The sequence below is a fragment of the Verrucomicrobiales bacterium genome (assembly GCA_016793885.1).
Taxonomy (GTDB): domain Bacteria; phylum Verrucomicrobiota; class Verrucomicrobiia; order Limisphaerales; family UBA11320; genus UBA11320.
Genome location: JAEUHE010000065.1, coordinates 23,640 through 41,747, shown reverse-complemented (window position 1 = coordinate 41,747; position 18,108 = coordinate 23,640). Strand labels below are relative to the sequence as shown.

At 59.3% G+C, this 18,108-nt stretch carries 15 protein-coding genes; 8 read left to right on the top strand and 7 right to left on the bottom strand.

The genetic code is table 11. From position 1 onward, the window contains the following. Positions 1 to 40: 40 nt before the first annotated feature. Genes ccoG through JNN07_08300 form a run of 6 tightly spaced genes read right to left on the bottom strand, consistent with a single transcriptional unit; the run spans position 41 to position 7,270 of the window. On the bottom strand, positions 41 to 1,507 hold the full coding sequence (ccoG, locus tag JNN07_08325) for a cytochrome c oxidase accessory protein CcoG (GenBank protein MBL9167732.1): 1,467 nt from the start codon (positions 1,505 to 1,507) through the stop codon (positions 41 to 43). A 52-nt stretch (positions 1,508 to 1,559) separates the two neighbouring features. After that, the gene (locus JNN07_08320) at positions 1,560 to 2,141 is read right to left on the bottom strand and encodes a c-type cytochrome (GenBank protein MBL9167731.1); all 582 of its coding nucleotides are present in this window, start codon (positions 2,139 to 2,141) and stop codon (positions 1,560 to 1,562) included. Next, positions 2,134 to 2,340 carry a hypothetical protein gene (locus JNN07_08315; protein ID MBL9167730.1) on the bottom strand — a complete coding sequence of 69 codons (207 nt, stop codon included), beginning with the start codon at positions 2,338 to 2,340 and terminating at the stop codon, positions 2,134 to 2,136. The genes JNN07_08320 and JNN07_08315 overlap by 8 nt, the downstream gene beginning before the upstream one ends. 9 nt (positions 2,341 to 2,349) lie before the next feature. Then, entirely contained in the window at positions 2,350 to 4,521 is a 2,172-nt protein-coding gene (ccoN, locus tag JNN07_08310) for a cytochrome-c oxidase, cbb3-type subunit I (protein MBL9167729.1), read from the bottom strand. Further along, positions 4,518 to 4,706 (bottom strand): cbb3-type cytochrome oxidase assembly protein CcoS, encoded by a 189-nt coding sequence (gene ccoS, locus JNN07_08305; protein MBL9167728.1) that lies wholly within the window; start codon positions 4,704 to 4,706, stop codon positions 4,518 to 4,520. Before ccoS ends, ccoN begins: the two co-directional genes overlap by 4 nt. After that, positions 4,703 to 7,270, bottom strand: coding sequence for a heavy metal translocating P-type ATPase metal-binding domain-containing protein (locus JNN07_08300; protein ID MBL9167727.1), 2,568 nt, complete (start codon positions 7,268 to 7,270; stop codon positions 4,703 to 4,705). Before JNN07_08300 ends, ccoS begins: the two co-directional genes overlap by 4 nt. 231 nt (positions 7,271 to 7,501) lie before the next feature. Here JNN07_08300 and JNN07_08295 point away from each other — a divergent pair, with 231 nt between their 5' ends. The 8 genes from JNN07_08295 (at position 7,502) to JNN07_08260 (ending at position 17,264) form a co-directional block, all read left to right on the top strand. Continuing rightward, complete coding sequence (locus tag JNN07_08295; GenBank protein ID MBL9167726.1) at positions 7,502 to 9,127, top strand: serine hydrolase; 1,626 nt, start codon at positions 7,502 to 7,504, stop codon at positions 9,125 to 9,127. Position 9,128: 1 nt separating this feature from the next. Next, positions 9,129 to 11,237: a S9 family peptidase gene (locus JNN07_08290; protein MBL9167725.1), complete on the top strand. Its 2,109-nt coding sequence runs from the start codon at positions 9,129 to 9,131 to the stop codon at positions 11,235 to 11,237. Positions 11,238 to 11,294: 57 nt separating this feature from the next. Further along, a complete protein-coding gene (locus JNN07_08285; protein MBL9167724.1) occupies positions 11,295 to 12,170 on the top strand; it encodes a UbiA family prenyltransferase in 876 nt (291 codons plus the stop codon). Between the two features lie 14 nt (positions 12,171 to 12,184). After that, on the top strand, positions 12,185 to 12,904 hold the full coding sequence (ubiE, locus tag JNN07_08280) for a bifunctional demethylmenaquinone methyltransferase/2-methoxy-6-polyprenyl-1,4-benzoquinol methylase UbiE (protein MBL9167723.1): 720 nt from the start codon (positions 12,185 to 12,187) through the stop codon (positions 12,902 to 12,904). A gap of 287 nt (positions 12,905 to 13,191) precedes the next feature. Continuing rightward, positions 13,192 to 14,073, top strand: coding sequence for an SMP-30/gluconolactonase/LRE family protein (locus JNN07_08275; protein ID MBL9167722.1), 882 nt, complete (start codon positions 13,192 to 13,194; stop codon positions 14,071 to 14,073). Positions 14,074 to 14,094: 21 nt separating this feature from the next. After that, on the top strand, positions 14,095 to 15,132 hold the full coding sequence (locus tag JNN07_08270; protein ID MBL9167721.1) for a hypothetical protein: 1,038 nt from the start codon (positions 14,095 to 14,097) through the stop codon (positions 15,130 to 15,132). 58 nt (positions 15,133 to 15,190) lie between these two features. After that, positions 15,191 to 16,060 carry a hypothetical protein gene (locus JNN07_08265; GenBank protein ID MBL9167720.1) on the top strand — a complete coding sequence of 290 codons (870 nt, stop codon included), beginning with the start codon at positions 15,191 to 15,193 and terminating at the stop codon, positions 16,058 to 16,060. Positions 16,061 to 16,205: 145 nt separating this feature from the next. Then, the gene (locus JNN07_08260; protein MBL9167719.1) at positions 16,206 to 17,264 is read left to right on the top strand and encodes a hypothetical protein; all 1,059 of its coding nucleotides are present in this window, start codon (positions 16,206 to 16,208) and stop codon (positions 17,262 to 17,264) included. A 175-nt stretch (positions 17,265 to 17,439) separates the two neighbouring features. Here JNN07_08260 and nth read toward each other — a convergent pair whose 3' ends face one another. Further along, positions 17,440 to 18,108: an endonuclease III gene (gene nth / locus JNN07_08255; GenBank protein MBL9167718.1), complete on the bottom strand. Its 669-nt coding sequence runs from the start codon at positions 18,106 to 18,108 to the stop codon at positions 17,440 to 17,442.

Genomic DNA, 18,108 nt, shown 5'->3' with positions numbered 1-18,108 from the left:
CTTATCCACTACAGCACTGTTTACCCATCCGGAAAGACGATTAGGGAGTGTTGGACCTGGGGCCTACAAACACTGTCTTAACCCGGTTGAGTAACTTCCCGTTAGCATAAACGCCCACCACCATCGGCGTGGTAGGCCCTTTCAGATTCTTTAGCTCCGTCTCGATGAGGACGGACCCCTCCGTCAGCTTCTGAGCCGGAACCGCCGTGCCCTGCCCCAGCACCCGGATCGTTCCATCGAACCCTTCCAGCCGTAATTCCACCTGAACATCATGAGAGGTCTTGTTAAACATCTTCATGGTGTAAAGGTTGCTGATTCGTCCCTCGGGGGTTTGTTGAAAGAGAGCGCCAGGGGCTCTCAACAAAGTGGTTTCCACGTCGGTGCGATTAAAAATCAACAGGCTCAAAGCGATGCCCAGTCCAAACAAAATGCCCAGATAGACCTTCATCCTGGGGGTAAACCGCAGCCGCTGACCCTTTTCAATTCCGTTCAGTGACGCGTAGCGCACCAAACCCTTGGGCAAGTCGATCTTGTCCATCACCGCATCACAGGCGTCGATGCACGCGGTACAGTTCACGCACTCCATCTGTGTGCCATTGCGAATATCGATGCCCGTCGGACAGACCGTCACGCACTGCCGGCAATCGATGCAATCCCCCGCCCCAGCAGCTTTCCGTTGATCCGGGGACTCGTCGCGCTGCCAGTGCGCGCGTTTCTCCCCGCGCTTGTAATCATATGCCACCACCATGGTGTTCTCATCCAAGAGCACCGACTGGAACCGTCCATAGGGACATATGAACGTGCAGGCCTGCTCTCGGAAGCGGGCGAAGATCCCATAAAACACGAGCGTAAACAAAACCATGAAGGTCAACCCCCGCAGGTGATTCATCGGATTGTCGGTCGTGATGAGGAAGAGCTGCTCGCTGCCCAGGATATAACTGAGGAGGGTGTTGCCGATCACAAACGAGAGTCCGAAAAAGATGGCATGCTTGAACGCTCGCTTGAAGAGTTTGCGTCCGGTCCACGGCGCATTGGCCAACGCGCGCTGCTCGTGGGCATCGCCGTCGATCGCATACTCGATCTTCCGGAAAACCATTTCCATGAGCAGTGTCTGAGGGCAGGTCCATCCGCACCACAGCCGCCCGAACGCGGAGGTGAAGACCAGGATCCCCGTGAAAAACAGCAGCATCGCAGTCGCGAAAATAATGAAATCCTGGGGCCAGAAAATCTGCCCCAGGATCACAAACTTCCGATCCAGGATATTGATCAGCAGCAACGGGTTGCCATTAATGCGAATAAACGGCCCGATGAACATGATCGCCAGCAGGAGATAGCTGACATACGTCCGAGCCTGGTAGAAACGCCCGTTGGGCTTCTTGGGATGAAGCCACTTGCGGTTGCCATCCTTATCCGCCGTCGATAAGTGATCGCGAAAGTCCCCCCAGTTGATTTCTTTGGCTGCCCCCCTGACGTCGGGGGCATCCGGTGTCGGACTGGGCGTACTCACATTTGGCATGATGGTCTTTCGCGATTCTCACTCGGCCGAGTCCTAGGCTAGGCTACTCGAACTCCACTTTGGGCCCGGTCGGGGCCTGGTTCTCGGGCGGTTTCGGATTGGGGGGCTTGGTGCCGCGGAAGGTATAGATGTAGCTGGCCACCGCATGAATCTCGGTCGGCTTCAGCACACCCTTCCAGGTCACCATGCCCTTCTCGGGAATCCCGTTCACGATCGTCTTCACGTTATCGACGAAGTTGGATCCGTGGATCCAGTAGTCGTCGCACAGGTTGGGACCGACCAACCCCTGACCCTGCGGACCATGGCAGGGCGCGCAGAGAGTGGTGTAGGTCTGCTGCCCCGTGGCGAGCAGCACGGCATCCTTCGAGGGAGTCAAACTGCCCATGGAACTTTCAAACTTCGCCAAGGCAGCGGACTTGATTTCCTCGCCGCGCTTCCATTCCTTCTCATACTCGGCGATCTGAAGGTCGCCGGCCTTCATCACATGGTAGTAACCCATGTAACCAAAGGCGAAGATGATGCAGAGGTAAAACAGCCACACCCACCAGCGAGGCAGGTTGTTGTCCAGTTCTTTAATGCCGTCGGCCTCATGGTCGAGCAACAGGGGGTCTTTGGGATCATTCATGGGAAGAGTCTCCTTTCCGGACGTTGTCAGATTCAGCGGCATTGCCCTCAAGCGGCAGGATTTCCATGCTCTTGAGCAGTGACTTCTTCAACGAGAACGCCCAAATCAAGGCGCTCGAGAAGACCAGGAAGAAGAGGCAAATCGAGATCACGCCGTAGCCGGCGATCCCTCCGATATCTCGCAATACATTTTGGATCATATGCGTTCCTTAGTTCTTGGCGGGGATGGATGCCGCGGCCGCCGGGCCGGCATCGGCGGTCTGTTTGGGCGCCGGCGTCGCAGTCTTGATGTCGGTTCCCAACCGCTGGAGATAGGCGATCATGGCAATGATCTCCCGGTCGGGTTGGGCCTGCACCATGCCGGTTTTCAGATTCTCAGCCACTTTCTTGGCCTGAGCCTCCAGATCCTCCAACGCCTTCTGCTCATAGCCTGCCGGATAAGGGACGCCGACTTTGCGAAGCGCGCTGATCCGAGATTGAATCGATGAGGTGTCCAGCTTCTGAGTCAGCAGCCACGAATACCGCGGCATGATGGACCCGGGAGAGGTCGACCTCGGATCGTCCATGTGATTGTAATGCCAGGCATCCGGATATTTGCCACCCACACGATGCAGATCCGGTCCGGTACGCTTGCTGCCCCAGAGGAAGGGGTGATCATAAACAAACTCGCCCGCCTTCGAGTATTCCCCGTATCGCTCGGTCTCCGACCGGAAGGGCCGAATCATCTGGGAATGGCAGCCAACGCAGCCTTCCCGAATGTAAAGATCCCGTCCCATCACTTCCAAGGGGGTGTAGGGCTTCACGCTGGAGATCGTCGGAACGTTTTCCTTGATCAGGAACATCGGCACCAGTTCGACCAGGCCGCCGATCAGAACGGCGATTAACGAGAGCACAGTGAACAGCACGGGCTTCGATTCAAGCCAACGGTGACCGCGCTCGGCATGAGCGCTGGCAGAAGTCAGCGGAGCCGCCTGTGCTTCCTGCTCCGGCACGAAACTGCCGCTCTTGGCGGTCTTCCACAGATTGTAGGCCATCAGCACCGCCCCCAGAAGGAACAAGGTTCCACCAATGGCGCGGAGCCGATACATCGGCATGATTTGAATGACGGTCTCGAGGAAGTTGGGATACTGCATGAACCCGTCGGCCGTGAACTGCTTCCACATCAGGCCCTGGGTGATGCCGGCCCAATACATCGGGATCGCGTAAAACATCATGCCCAACAGCCCGATCCAAAAGTGATAGTTCGCCAGCTTCACCGAGTAGAGCTTGGTATTGTAGAGCCGGGGGAACAGCCAGTAGAGCATGCTGAAGGTCAAAAACCCGTTCCATCCGAGAGCGCCGGTGTGCACATGGGCCACCGTCCAGTCGGTATAATGGGAGAGCGAGTTCACGCTCTTGATGGAAAGCATCGGCCCCTCAAGGGTCGACATGCCGTAGGCGGTGACCGCGACGACCATGAACTTCAACATCGGATCCTGCTTCACCCGATCCCATGCTCCGCGCAGGGTGAGCAACCCGTTCAACATGCCACCCCAGGAAGGAGCCACGAGCATCACCGAGAAGACCATACCGAGCGACTGCGCCCAATCCGGCAGTGCCGTGTAGAGGAGATGGTGAGGGCCGGCCCAGATGTAGAGAAAGATCAGCGCCCAGAAGTGGATGATCGACAGCCGATAGGAGAATACCGGGCGGTTGGCGGCCTTAGGCAGGAAATAATACATCAGCCCCAAGTAAGGGGTGGTGAGGAAGAAGGCCACGGCGTTGTGGGCGTACCACCACTGAACCAGCGCATCCTGAACACCCGCGTAGATGGAGTAGCTCTTGAACCAGCTCACCGGCACCTCCAGCGAGTTCGTGATGTGCAGCACGGCCACCGTCAGGGCGGTCGCAATATAGAACCAGATCGCCACATACAGATGGCGCTCTCGGCGTTTCAGGATCGTGCCGATCAGGTTGACCGTAAAGAACACCCAGACCAGGGTGATGGCGATATCGATGGGCCACTCGAGCTCTGCGTATTCCTTGCTGGTGGTGAATCCCAAAGGAAGGGTAACAGCGGCCGCGATGATAATGGCATTCCATCCCCAGAAATTCAGCCAGCTGAGAGTGTCGCTAAACATGCGAGCCTTGCACAGCCGCTGAAGCGAGTAGTAGATGCCCATAAACATGCCATTGCCGACGAAGGCAAAGATCACCGCATTGGTGTGCAGCGGCCTGAGGCGCCCAAAGGTCGTCATGGCAAAGTTGAGGTTCGCCTCCGGAAAGAACAGCTGCACGGCGATGAGGAGGCCGGCCGCCATGCCCACGATGCCCCAGATGACAGTGGCTATGGCGAAGGCGCGAACGATTCGATTGTCGTAACGGAATGTTTCTACGTTCATCGTAATGTTTTGGATTCAGGTTTCATGGAAGGAGAAGCTGGTGCGCCCGCATCGTCCGTCAGCACCCGCATCGAAGGCGTGCAGGTGTCTTCATACTGACCGGATCGGACCGCCCAAAAGAAAAAGCCAAGAAAAACCAGAGCCACCACGAGGCTCAACGGAATCAGGAGCAGAATAACACTCACGACGCCACCTCCCATTGGGAAGCCAACCCCAGCTGCGGAAGCTCGGTTTTGGCGGGCGATGCAGCCCGAAGCCAGCCGGTGCGCCGTGCCTCCCAACTCGCCAGCCCGGAGGCAAACGCGACCACGGAGATCGAGCTGAGCGGCATCAATATCGCACACACGATGGGCTCCAGCCGTCCGCTGGCCGCGATGGCGATGCCAACCACATTGTAGGCGCTGGAAAGAGCGAAACTCCACCGCACCACCCGCACCGCCGCACGGCAATACCCAAGCAGGTGCTCCAGGTCGACGACCCGACGGCTGTCCAGGATCACATCGCTCGCCGGTGAAAAGGTGCCCCGATCCTCGATCACCGCGACCCCCACATCGCTCTGCTTCAGCGCTCCGGCGTCGTTAAGTCCATCCCCCACCATCATCACGCGGCAACCGGACTGCTGCAGCTCCTCGACAAACCCGAGCTTGTTCATCGGACTCTGATTGAACAGCAGCGGAGCTTCAGTGTTGAACAGGGCCGCAAAGCGCTCCCGCTCCCGAGGTTGATCCCCGCTCAGCAAGGCGAGCCGGTACCCGAGTGCCAGCCGGCCGAGCAGTCGATCCGCCAGCGGCCGAAGAGTCGATTGCAGCAGAAACGAGCCCCGATACGCTCCGCCCAAGGCGACATGCACCACAGAGGAGAAGGCCTTCGCATCGGAAGGAATGGCGACACCCCGCGATTGCAACCATTCGGCCGACCCCAGCCATACCTTCTGGCCCCCGGTCTCTCCCTCAATGCCACAGCCCGGCACCTCGGAGAATCCGCCCACCGTGGCACCCACATCACCCGAGGCCAGTTTGGCCAAGGACGCCGCCAGCGGATGGCTCGACTGGGCCGCTACCAGACTCACGCACATCTCCTCCTGTCGGGACAGAGGAACGCCGTGGAAACGGAGGATCGACTGACCGGCCGTGGTCAGGGTGCCGGTCTTGTCGAAAACAATGGTATCCACTCCCGCCAGACGCTCGATCACCGTCGCGTTCTTCACGAAGCAGCCGCCGCTGGAAAGCCAACGCTGCACGGTGCCGAGGGTGAAGGGAGCAGCCAGCGCCAGAGCGCAAGGACAGGCGACGATGAGCACCGAAGTGAACGATTTCACGGCGCGGGCGGGATCGTGCAGCGACCAGTAAGCCGCCGCCCCGACAGCGATCGCCATCACGATCCACGTAAACCGCTTGCTGTAGCGATTGGTCAGGTTGTCCAATCCCGTGTCGGTGTCCTTTCGGAACGCCGCCTGGTCCCACAAAGAGGTAAGATAACTTTGCGAAACCGGCTTCGCGATCTCGATGCGAATCACCCCCCCCGCCTGGCGGCCACCGGCATACAAATACTCGCCGACCTGCTTGGCCACCGGATCCGCCTCGCCGGTGACGAAACTGTAGTCGACCAGAGCGTCCCCGCTCACCAGTCGAGCGTCGGCTGGAATCAGGTCTCCATGACGCAGCAGCGCCTCATCGCCCACCCGGAGATCGGAAAGCGCGATGCGCTCCTCGCCGCCCGGTGTGGCTCGGATAACTGACAACGGAAAGAAGGATCGATAATCGCGGTCAAATGCCAGCCGATGATAAGTCTTTTGCTGAAAGAGACGGCCACACAGGAGAAAGAAGAGCAGCCCGCAGAGCGAGTCGAAGTAGCCCTCGCCTCGGCCCGACGCCACCTCGTAGGTGCTTTGTCCGAAGAGGGCGAGCAGCCCGGCAGCGATAGGCACGTCGATCGTCATCACCCGCTCCCGCAGGCTCAACCAAGCGGTCCGCCAATAGTCCGCCGCACTGAAAATCACCACCGGCACCGAGAGCGCGAAACTCAGCCACCCAACCAACCGTCGGAACGCGGGCCCGCTCATGCTATCCAGGCCAAAGTAGTTCGAAATGCTGAACAGCATGATATTGCCGAAGGCAAATCCAGCTAACCCGATCTGCAAGTGCAGGCGCTTCATCGCCGGAGTCGTCTGCGGCCGATCCAGGTCGGCCAGCTTAAACTCCGGCGGATACCCAATCGAACTCAGCAGCTGCGCCACGCGGCTGAGCTGAACCTGTCGAGGATCGAACTGGATGGAGACCGTTTTGCGCTGGAAATCGACTTGGGACTTTCCCACCCCCGGCTGAAGCCGAAACAAGTTCTCCAACAGCCAAACGCAGGCGACGCAATGGATCGCCGGGGCCTGAAAGGTCACCCGAGTCAGGGCCTCGTCCGAAAAGTCCACTAATCGTTGACGGACCTCCGGAGCGTCCAAATATGCAAACTGATCTCCCCCCGGCTGCCCCTCCAAACGAGCCCCAGCTTGGGGTACCAATTGATAGAACTGCTCCAACCCATTCTCCGTGAACAGCTCGAACACCGTAAGACAGCCCGCGCAACAAAAGAACTTGTCGTCTCGGCGATATCGATCATCAGGAACCTTCGTACCACAGTGAAAGCACCGATCGGCATCAAGCAGAGGCCCTCCTGGAACCCCCAACTCTTTCGAGCCGGTGGCTTCAGAGGAACGCGCCGGGAGCTTTGCCCCGGCCTTGGCCGACGTTTCAATCACGGGGATAGAATCGACGGTTCCCTAGAACCAAGCTTCCTCCCTTTTGCCGTAAGCTAGTCGCTTCTTGTCAGCAGGTGGGTGAAAAAGGTTGAGTAACAAAACTTATACACCCAGGGCGACTTGTCTTCAGACCCCTGCTCTCAGCGACATTTCCCTTTCAAGCCCATCCACCTCAGCCGCCCCATTCTTGTTGTCAACCGAGCGGCCGAAGTGATAACCACGGTGACCAACATGATCAAACCCCAGCGTCAGCGCGGAACCTTCCTAACTCAGCTCGGCTTGGCGATCGCCTCCCTCGGAATAGCACTGGGCTTGATCCCCCACTCGCTCGGAGAAATCTCCTCAGGATCGCATCCGCTTCCTCGGGCGCGTCCCGAGTCTCAGGGCGTGGCCTCGTCGAATGTGCTCGCCTTCCTCGAAGCAGTCGAAGCCGGCAAGCTGAACCTGCACAGCCTGATGGTGGTGCGCCATGGCCGGGTGGTCGTGGAAGGATGGTGGGCACCGTATGCTCCCGAGTGGCGGCACACCCTTTACAGCCTGAGCAAGAGCTTCACCTCAACCGCGGTGGGATTGGCGGCCTCCGAAGCCAAGCTGCGCTTGGACGATCGGGTGGTTACCTTTTTTCCCGACCAACTCCCCGCTCAGGTCAGCCCAAACCTGGCGGCCATGAAGGTAAAGGACCTGCTCATGATGGGCAGTGGACACAGCGGGGACTCGCTTTTCGGCCCCGGGTTCTCCCTCACGAACCGAACCCTGGATTGGGCTAGGTCGGTGCTGTCCCGTCCTGTCGACCACCTCCCGGGAACTCACTTCGCCTACAATAACGGAGCCTCCTACCTCCTCTCCGCTATCGTCCAAAAAGCAACCGGACAAACCGTTCTCGACTACCTGACCCCCCGTCTGTTCAAGCCGTTGGGCATCGAAGGTGCCGATTGGGAGCAGAGCCCGCAGGGGATCAACAGCGGAGGCTTCGGACTGCGGGTTCGGACCGAGGATATTGCCAAACTCGGACAGCTCTACCTTCGGAAAGGCACTTGGAACGGACGCAGAATTCTGCCGGCATCGTGGGTGCAGGAAGCTACGGGGCTGCGCATTCAAAACGCCCCGTCGGATGATCCGAAAAAAGCTCAGACGAGTGATTGGGCTCAGGGCTATGGCTATCAGTTCTGGCGCTGTCGCCACAATGCCTTCCGCGGTGACGGCGCCGCCGGACAGTATTGCATCGTATTGCCAGACCAGAATGTGGTGATCGCCATCACGGCCGAAACCGGAGACATGCAGGCGGTCCTGAACACGATTTGGGAGCATCTGCTTCCGGGATTTGGACCGCGTCCGCTCGCTTCCGACCCCCGGATTCGTGCCCGCTTGGAGCAGCGATTGAAGCTGTTGATGCTGCCCCTGCCAACGGGGCAGTTTGAGTCGCCGGAAGCCACCCGCGTGGGGGACCGTGTGTATCACATGGCGGAGAATCCGTTGGGGATTCGAACCGTGGCAGTCCACTTCTCGGCCCGCGACTGCGTTGTCACCCTCCAGGATGCGCAGGGGGAACACTCTGTGCGCTCCGGCTTGGGCAGTTGGATCACGGGTCAAACCCGACTCTCCCCCGCCCGCCTTCACCTCGCTACCACCGCCAGCTTCGGGAAATCACCGATCGCCGCCAGCGCCGCCTGGAGAGACCCTCATACTCTGGTGATGGATTGGCGTTTCGTGGAGACCGCCCACTACCAGCGGGTGATCTGCCATTTTGATGGCGACAGCCTGCGCTGTGAGCTCAAACGGGGCTCGTCCCTGCTGAACCCCAGCAGCCGGGAGGAGGGCCTGGTGCTCCAGGGCTCCTCGACCGAGCCTAAAAAATGAGATGAGACTGCCGCTTTATACCACGATGATCCTGTGCCAGACTCTGGCCGTGGCGCAAACCCCGAAATCACGAGTACCCGAGCCGCCGGTAGCACCCCAGCACCGGCATGTCTCCACCTTGCATGGAGAAAAACGACTGGACCCGTACTTTTGGCTACGCGAGAAAACGAATCCCGCCGTGATCCGCTATCTCAAGGCGGAGAACCGCTACACCGAGGCCTGGATGAAGCCAACCGCCCCCCTCCAGCGCAAGCTGTTCCGCGAGATGCGCAGCCACATCAAGGAAACGGATCTTTCGGTGCCCCAGCTTCACGATGGTTACTATTATTACACGCGCACCGAGAAGGGAAAACAGTACTCCACCTACTGCCGACGCCACGGCAGCCCCGACGCCCCCGAGAAAGTCATCCTCGACTTAAACCGCCTGGCTCGAGGCAAGAAATTCATGTCGCTGGGAGCCATCAACACCAGCGATGACGGAAACCTGCTCGCCTACAGCACGGATGTCACCGGTTTCCGCGAGTACACGCTGGAGATTAAGGACCTCCGGACCGGCAAAATGCTGCCTTTTCGCCGTGAGCGGGTCAGCGATGTGGAGTGGACGGCCGACAACCGAACCTTGTTCTACACGACCGAGGACGATGCCAAGCGCTCCTATCGGCTGTATCGGCATCAGCTCGGACAGAAAGGTCCCGACGTTCTAATTTATGAGGAGAAGGACGAGCGCTTCGACCTCGGAATCCAACGTTCTCGCAGCCGCGCCTGGCTCTTCCTTACCATTGCCAGCCACACCACCAGCGAAGTCCGCTTCCTGTCCGCCGCCACCCCCGAGGGCGCCTGGAGCCTGGTGGCACCCCGCGAGCAAGATCACGAATACGACGTCGATCATCACGGAGATTACTTTTATATCCGATCCAATCAAACGGGCCGCAACTTCGCCCTTTTCCGCACCCCCGTGCGCCAGCCTGATCGAGCGCACTGGAAAGTGGTTGTCAGGCATCGCGCCCAGGTCATGCTGGAGGAGGTCGATTTTTTTGAGGACTATTACGTACTCTCGGAACTCGAGGATGCGCAGCCGCATTTGCGCATCACTGAAATCCGGAGCGGCGAGAGCCATCGGGTTCCTTTCGCCGAGCAGGCTTATTCCGCTGGACTGCTTTCCAATCCCGAGTTCCGGACCAAGACCCTGCGCTATCACTACGACTCCTTTACCACGCCCGCTGCAGTCTACGACTACGACGTCGCTCAGCGGAAGTCGGTGCTGCTCAAGCAGACTGAAGTCCCCGGAGGATTCGAGTCCGCCAACTACCAGACGGAACGGCTTACCGCAACCGCTCCCGACGGCACCCATATCCCAATCTCCTTGGTGTATCGGAAGGGTTTTCAGAAGAACGGCCGATCGCCGCTGCTGCTCACGGCGTACGGGGCCTACGGCTTTCCCAACCTGCCCCAGTTCAGCCCGGTACGGCTCAGCTTGCTCGACCGAGGCGTGGTCGTGGCCCTGGCCCACATTCGCGGCGGCGGTGATCTGGGCAAGGCGTGGCACGATGGTGGCCGGATGCAGAATAAGAAAAACACCTTCACCGACTTCATCGCCTGCGCGGAACATTTGGTTCAACGCCAATACACTTCCAGCGAGCATTTGGCCATCCAGGGGGGGAGCGCCGGCGGACTGCTCATCGGCGCCGTGCTCAACCTCCGACCCGAACTGTTCCGCACTGCGATCCTGGATGTGCCCTTCGTCGATGTGATCAACACCATGCTCGACGAATCCCTCCCCCTCACCGTGGGTGAGTTCGAAGAGTGGGGCAATCCGAAGATCGCGTCCGATTACGCCTACCTCAAAACCTACTGCCCCTACACAAACCTGAAGGCCGCCCCGTTCCCGGCCATGCTCATCAACACCAGTCTCAATGACAGCCAGGTGATGTATTGGGAGCCCGCCAAGTACACCGCGAAGCTGCGCACCCTCAACACTGGGGCGGGACCGCTGCTCCTGCGCATCAACATGGCGGCCGGCCATGGTGGCGCTTCGGGTCGCTACGACAACCTGAAGGAAAGCGCCTTCGACCAAGCCTTCCTGCTTCAGCAATGGGGAATCGCGAAATAGCCAACTAAAATCAGATCTTCCCCTGAACCCGTCACCTTTGATTAGCTCAGGGGATCGATGACTGGAGTTTCCGAACCAAAGCCGAGCTACCTGAGAGCGCTGTTAGTCCTGGGCCGGGTTTCCAACCTGCCCACGGTCTGGTCCAATTGCCTGGCCGGTTGGTGGCTGGGCCGCGGCGGAGAATACCTCACCTTGTTCCAACTCATGGTCGGAGCCTCGGCGCTGTATATCGGCGGGATGTATCTCAACGACGCCTGCGATGCCGATTTCGACCGCCAGCATCGCCAGGAGCGCCCCATCCCCCGCGGAGTGATCAGCCTCGCACAGGTATGGATTTTAGGAACCATGTGGCTGCTGCTGGGCATCGGACTTTTGGCCACCCACAGCGGCAAGTCGGCAATTCTGACACTCTTGCTCGTCGGGGCCATTCTACTGTACGACGCGGTCCATAAATTGGTGGCATTCTCACCGGTCCTTATGGCGCTATGCCGGTTCCTGCTGTTCCTACTCGCAGCTTCTTTTGGACAATTCGAAATCGACGGACTGGTGATCTGGAGCGGATTGGTGCTGGCCGGCTATATTGTCGGACTCAGCTACATCGCCCGACGGGAGAGCACCCAGGGGGTGATCGGTTTCTGGCCCCTGCTGCCCATGGCCGCACCGCTCGTGCTCGCCTACATCGTGAACGCCGGTCCGCACCGGGACAACGCCCGCCTGCTGTCGCTAGTCTTGATTCTGTGGGTGCTCAAGTCTCTCAAGCCACTCTGGCGCGCCGCTCATCGCAACATCGGCCAGGTGGTCTCGCATCTGCTGGCCGGGATCTGCCTCGTAGACCTGCTGGCGGTCGCCGACGTCCCCAGGGAGATCGGGCTGCTCTTCCTGGGCTTCTTCGGACTCTCGCTCCTGTTCCAGCGCTACATACCCGCGACCTGAGCCTCTAGCGTTGCATGGCCAACCGTTATTACCGTCCGGGCGAGGAGCGTGCCGAAAAGGTCAATGACCTATTCGCTCGCATCGCGCCCCGCTATGACCTCATCAACGACTTGCAGAGCTTCTGGATGCATCGCTGGTGGAAGCGCCGACTTATCCGGCTGGCCCATCCACGCGCCGGGGATCGAGGACTCGATCTCTGCTGCGGAACCGGAGATGTTGCCTTCGCACTCGCAGCGCAGGGTGTGAAGGTCACCGGACTCGACTTCAGCAACGCCATGCTGAACGTCGCTCGAAAACGGGCCGCCCACGCCTCGCCTAGCAGCTCCCCGCCGGAGTTCATCCAAGGGGATGCCATGGCCACCGGACTTCCTGATGCCGCGTTCGATCTCGTGACCATGAGCTATGGACTGCGAAACCTAGCCAACTGGGAGTCGGGACTGGAAGAAATGCGGCGCGTGACGAAACCTGGCGGACAGATTTTGATCCTGGATTTTGGAAAGCCGGACTTTCAGCCCTGGCGGCAGGCCTACTTCTGCTATCTGCGCTGGATCGTGCCCCGCTTTGGCCGCCTGTTCTTCGGGGATTCAGACACCCATGGCTATATCTATGAATCGCTCTTGAACTATCCCGCCCAACGCGGCGTGGAAGCCAAGATGCACCAGATGGGTTTTAAGCAAATAAGGGTCGTCAATCTGCTGGGTGGAATCATGAGCATCAACATCGGCAAACGATAGCCTCAAGCGAGGTAACGTGCCGATCGGACTTGGCTAAAGAGAAAGGGGGAATCAACCTCGAAACTCCCGCACGATGCCCTGCCAATGCCAAGGCGCCTGCTCGGGACGCCGAAGCATGCAGGCCAGGTGCAGGAGGCACCGTCCGATCCGTGAACTGGTCCACTGGTTGTTCATATGCTGTCACCTATTACTACGATTATTGGCGGCATCTATTGCACCGCCTTTCTTCCTGGCAAAACCTCCCCTCCGCGTGTTCAATCCACCCAGCTTTAAACCGCTGCACTTTCATGAATACCAATTCCGTTGAATGCGTTTTTGAGACCCAAGCCCAACTCGGCGAAGGACCTTCGTGGCTTCCCAAGCTCAAGCAACTGCTGTGGGTCGATATTGAAAAGTCGCGGGTGCATCTTTTTGATCCGGCGTCCGGCAAAAACCGGACCTTTGAGGTCGGATGTCACGTCGGGTGCGCCGTTCCCGGAGCCAACGGCAACGTCTTTGTCGCCACCGCCAAGGGTTACGGAGAGCTGAACCTCACCCATGGACAAGTGACCTGGATCACCCATCCGGAAGCCCATCTTCCCGGAAACCGGTTCAATGACGGCAAGGCCGATCCGGCCGGAAGATTCTGGGCAGGCAGCCTGCCCTATGATGAGAAATCGCCCGCCGGTGGCCTGTATGTCTTGGATGAACACCGAAAAGCCCGCCAGGTGCTGAAGGACATCTCGATCTCCAACGGCCTCACCTGGACCGACGATCAACGCACCATGTACTACATCGACACCCCGACGATGCGGGTGGATGCTTTCGACTTCGATCCCGCAACCTCGTCGATCACCAATCGCCGCACCGTCATCCGCGTTCCGGAAGGGGTGGGGTACCCCGATGGCATGACCATCGACCGCGAGGGAATGCTATGGATTGGCATGTGGGATGGCTGGGCGGTTCTGCGATGGGACCCCAAAACGGGGAAACAGATTGGAAAAATCGAGCTGCCGGTGGCGCGAGTGACCGCTTGCTGCTTTGGCGGGGAGCGCCTCGACGAGCTCTACATGACCAGCGCCAGCACGCGACTCGACGCCGCTGCCTTGGCCAAGCAGCCTCTGGCGGGTTCGCTGTTTCGCGCCAGACCCGGCGTCAGCGGATTTGCTCCCTACGAATACCGAGGCTAACCCCGGCCCACTGAAGGCAACGTGCGCTACACCTCCCCGATCATCATCCTTTTGCTCCTGGTATCGGGGTGCGCCTCGCGGCGTGGCACGTCGGAAAGCCAAGTCCTGCCGACCGCGTCTTCCTATCTGAGGGTAGGAAGCCCCCATTCCCAAGGTCGGGAGCTTCAGATCGCGATACGGCGCTTCTCCCCGCGCCAAGGACCAGGCCCGACGATCTGGCTCGTCGGCGTTTCTCACATTGGTGATCCCGCCTATTACCGAAATCTGCAGGAGCTATTGGACACGAATCGAGTGGTGCTCTACGAGGGGGTCGGAATGAAGTCGGCCCGCGACTCATCAGCGTCGCTGGCAAACGCCCACGATCCCCTGCGTCGCGAAACCCTGGAACAATCCCTACAGGGCACCCTAGCCCGATCGCTCGGGTTGGTCTTTCAGCTGACCGCCATCGACTACAACCGTCCTCACTTTCAGAACTCCGACCTCTCCCGACGAGATCTGGAGCAACTGATCGCAGGCTCAGGATCCGATGATCCACCGGCTCAGGGTTCTGGCGGGGAGGACTCTGCGGACGAAGCCGAGCAACAGTTCGCCCTATTGATGCAAGCGCTGGATGAAGGCTCCTGGCTCAATTCCATCGCCAAGCTTCTGCTGGGATTCATCGAGTCGAGCCCCCAGATGCGAGGCATCGCTCGACTGGCCATGATTGAAATGCTCGGTGGGATGGGCGGGGACCTGGAGGCGCTGGCCAAGGCCAACCCAGGGATGGAGGGTTTGCTCAAAGTCCTGGTGGAGGCCCGAAATGCTAAGGTGATGGAGGATGTCGCCCGCTTGCTGCAGCGGAAGCGGTCCCGTGCAACGATCGCCATCTTTTATGGGGCCGCACACATGAAGGATTTCGAGGCCCGTCTCTCCCGTCAGTTCAACTATGTGCCGCGCGAGGAGCAGTGGCTGACCGCCTTCGCCGTCGACTTCCAGCAGTCTGGAATTGGGACAGCAGAACAAGCGATGATTCGGTCGATGATCCAGTGGCAGCTGGAAACCCTCAAGTCGAGGGATTGAAAGGAAGCGCGGAACCGACGGACTGGCAACAAGTTCCCGGGCTCAAGTTTGCGCCCCGATGATCCGATGGAACGAAGTGGTGAAAACGAGCCTCATTCGGATCATGGTGTGCGGGACGCTCCTGCTTTCAGGTGCTTTGAACGGCTGGACCCAGGCGGCAGCGACGTCGCCAACCGGGGGCGCGGCGACCAAGGGCACCAATGCCGCCGCCAAAGCGGTGTTGAAATTCGACACTTTCAAAGTAGGGTCCAAAACCTACTCGAACGTCACGGTCATTTCGCGGACCAGCTCGGATGTGTTCGTTCGACATCCGCAGGGAATCTCCAACTTCAAGGTCGACGAACTTTCCACCGAGCTGCTGGTCAGCCTGGGTTATCTCGATGCGGCGGAGGCGGAGCAGAAAACCGCTGCTGCCAGCCCTGGCAAACTGAACGAAGTGGTTTCGCGCACTCTCAGCGCAGCGCAAGGAAACGAGGCGCTGATGGGATTTGCGAATAAAATGAAGGCCCAGATCACGGCCGAAGGCGGGGACCCGAATGCGTCAGGTCTTACCCTCGAGTCCCTGCAGGCGCTTCGCGAGCAGCTGCCTCAGTCCGCCATGGTGATCTTCTCCGTGTTCCTGGTGGCCTTCCCCATCCTCTACTTCTTCTTTTGTTATACCGCTCGACTGGTTTGCCAGAAGGCGGGTTCTGAGCCGGGGTTCCTGATCTGGCTGCCCGTGCTTTCCCTCGTCCCGCTGCTCAAGGCCGCACGCATGCAAGGCTGGATGTTCGTGCTCTTCCTGCTTCCAGTGGTGAACATCTTCATCAGCATCTATTGGTGCATCCAGATCGCCAAGGCCCGCGGCAAGGGCGGACTGACCGCACTCGGCCTCATCTTCCCGGTCACGAGCCCGTTCGCCTGGCTCTACCTCGCTTACTCTAAGTAAGACGGGCCGGTCCCCTGTAAGGAGTTCCTGCTTTAGCAGGTTCGGCGTCCCTTCCCACTCCGGTGCCACATCCGCCTGAAGGCGGAACTCCGTACCCCAAATTCCGCGCTTGTCCGCGCACCCCCCATTTGGGGAAGCTCACCGCGTGGATCCCGATGCTCCCTCACCCACTCCTCAAGACGCACGCCGCGCGCAGGCTCGGGTGGTCTTTCGAGTCTGCCTCGGCTATACCCTCGTTTCGACGGCCATCTGGTTCACACTCCTCCTCAGTGGAAAGGACGGCGGACGCTGGTTCGGCGATACCCAGGTCAGCTGGGGTAAACTCGGACAACTCGCTTTCGGCATTCTCCTGTTTTTCGGAATCTACTCGTACGCGTTCTATGGGTTGAAGTATTGGCTGCTGAAGCGGGCAGGACTCAGTCAATCGGACTTGAAAAGCGTGTTCGGGAACCGCCTCCGGGATTTCGAGCTGGAAGCACTGCTTTCCCGCCATTCGGAACGAACCCTCCGCATCATCGACATGATCGGCCGACGCGGACGCATGCTCGTCCTGGTGGTCGCCAGCTTTGGTTTTGTCTACGCGCGAATCCGCGACAACCCCTCTCCCGATTCTTTGCTTATCGGCCTTCAGTCCAGCCTGCTCGACGCCGTCGTCATGAGCTGGTGGATGGTCCTGACCTTTCACAGCAACGGCCCTCTGGGACATATGTGCTACGGGGCTCACGCGCGAGTCTTGGACGGCATCCTCGGCCGTGCAAATGTGCTGTGTATCGGGACGCTGTGGAACGCGTTTAAGTTTGTCATGATCCCGATCGGATCCCAACTCACTACCCTCTATCCACCTCGCACCTACGCCGTGCTGTACGCCTTTATTTGGCTGTCCTACGCAACCGCGGACTTCGCCGCCGAGATCTTTGGTTCGATTTGGGGCAAGCATTCCATCCGCGTCTGGGGGTTGGGGGATCTCAACCGGAAATCGTGGGTGGGTGTAGGGGCCGCGTTCGTGTGCACGTTGATCTTGAACTGGAGCCTCGTGGCGGCAAATGGACTATCCACCTCCTGGTGGGTGCTCGGAGCCCTAATAGCGCTCCTGAATCCCATCGTCGAGCTAGTGTCTCCGCGGGGCACGGACGATTTTACGATGGCCACGTCCAACGCGCTGTTCTGCCTGGGATTCGGTGCCCTGTTCAATATGCGGACGTAAGGGGGCCGTTCGTTGCTCTGAGCGGTCAGGTGATACAATCCTCCGACCCCGACAACTCCTTTGGCCGAAAGAAACGAAAAATGACGAAAGAGTATCCGAACTCAGAAAATCACCCACATTGTCTCCGTTTGCTTCTTTCGTCTCTTTTCGTTTTTTGCGGCTAGTGCAGGGGGCCCTACGCTTCCTGAGGATCGGACGCTTTCCGACTCGGGCACAGCTCAGCGAGTTCACACTCAGCACAGTCCGGGTTCCGCGCCATGCAACGGCGACGCCCATGCCAGATGAGCCGATGACTGAAGACCGTCCACTGATCCGAGGGCACTTGCTTCATGAGACTCAACTCGATCTTCTCGGGTGTTTTCTCCCGCGTAAAACCAAGCCGCTGCGACAGGCGCTGAACATGCGTATCCACCACCACACCCACGTTGATCCCAAAGGCGTTCCCTAACACCACATTCGCTGTCTTGCGTCCCACCCCTGCCAAGGCCGTCAGCGCCTCCATCGTCTGCGGCACGTCGCCGCCATGCCGCTCCAAAAGCTGCCGAGAGGCCGACTGAATGTTCTTGGCCTTATTGCGGTATAGCCCGATCCGGCGAATATCGTTCTCCAGAGCTTCCAGCGAAGCCTGAGCGTAGTCCGTGGCGGTTCGATACTTGGCAAACAGGGACTCGGTCACAATGTTCACCTGCTTGTCATTGCACTGCGCGGAGAGAATCGTGGCTACCAACAGCTCGAGGGGATTTCGATAGTTGAGCTCGCAGTAAGCGTTCGGGTAGGTCCGGGCTAGGATCGCAAGAATCCGGTTCAGGCGATCTGCCCGGTCTCGACTCGCTTCGCGCGGCAT

What these genes read in the sequence shown, in the direction of transcription:
- JNN07_08290 (MBL9167725.1), top strand. Translation starts at nt 9,129, where the DNA reads ATGAGACTGCCGCTTTATACCACGATGATCCTGTGCCAGACTCTGGCC.
- JNN07_08295 (MBL9167726.1), top strand. Translation starts at nt 7,502, where the DNA reads ATGATCAAACCCCAGCGTCAGCGCGGAACCTTCCTAACTCAGCTCGGC.
- JNN07_08285 (MBL9167724.1), top strand. Translation starts at nt 11,295, where the DNA reads ATGACTGGAGTTTCCGAACCAAAGCCGAGCTACCTGAGAGCGCTGTTA.
- JNN07_08275 (MBL9167722.1), top strand. Translation starts at nt 13,192, where the DNA reads ATGAATACCAATTCCGTTGAATGCGTTTTTGAGACCCAAGCCCAACTC.
- JNN07_08265 (MBL9167720.1), top strand. Translation starts at nt 15,191, where the DNA reads ATGATCCGATGGAACGAAGTGGTGAAAACGAGCCTCATTCGGATCATG.
- JNN07_08315 (MBL9167730.1), bottom strand. Translation starts at nt 2,340, where the DNA reads ATGATCCAAAATGTATTGCGAGATATCGGAGGGATCGCCGGCTACGGC.
- ubiE (MBL9167723.1), top strand. Translation starts at nt 12,185, where the DNA reads ATGGCCAACCGTTATTACCGTCCGGGCGAGGAGCGTGCCGAAAAGGTC.
- JNN07_08320 (MBL9167731.1), bottom strand. Translation starts at nt 2,141, where the DNA reads ATGAATGATCCCAAAGACCCCCTGTTGCTCGACCATGAGGCCGACGGC.
- ccoN (MBL9167729.1), bottom strand. Translation starts at nt 4,521, where the DNA reads ATGAACGTAGAAACATTCCGTTACGACAATCGAATCGTTCGCGCCTTC.
- nth (MBL9167718.1), bottom strand. Translation starts at nt 18,108, where the DNA reads ATGCCGCGCGAAGCGAGTCGAGACCGGGCAGATCGCCTGAACCGGATT.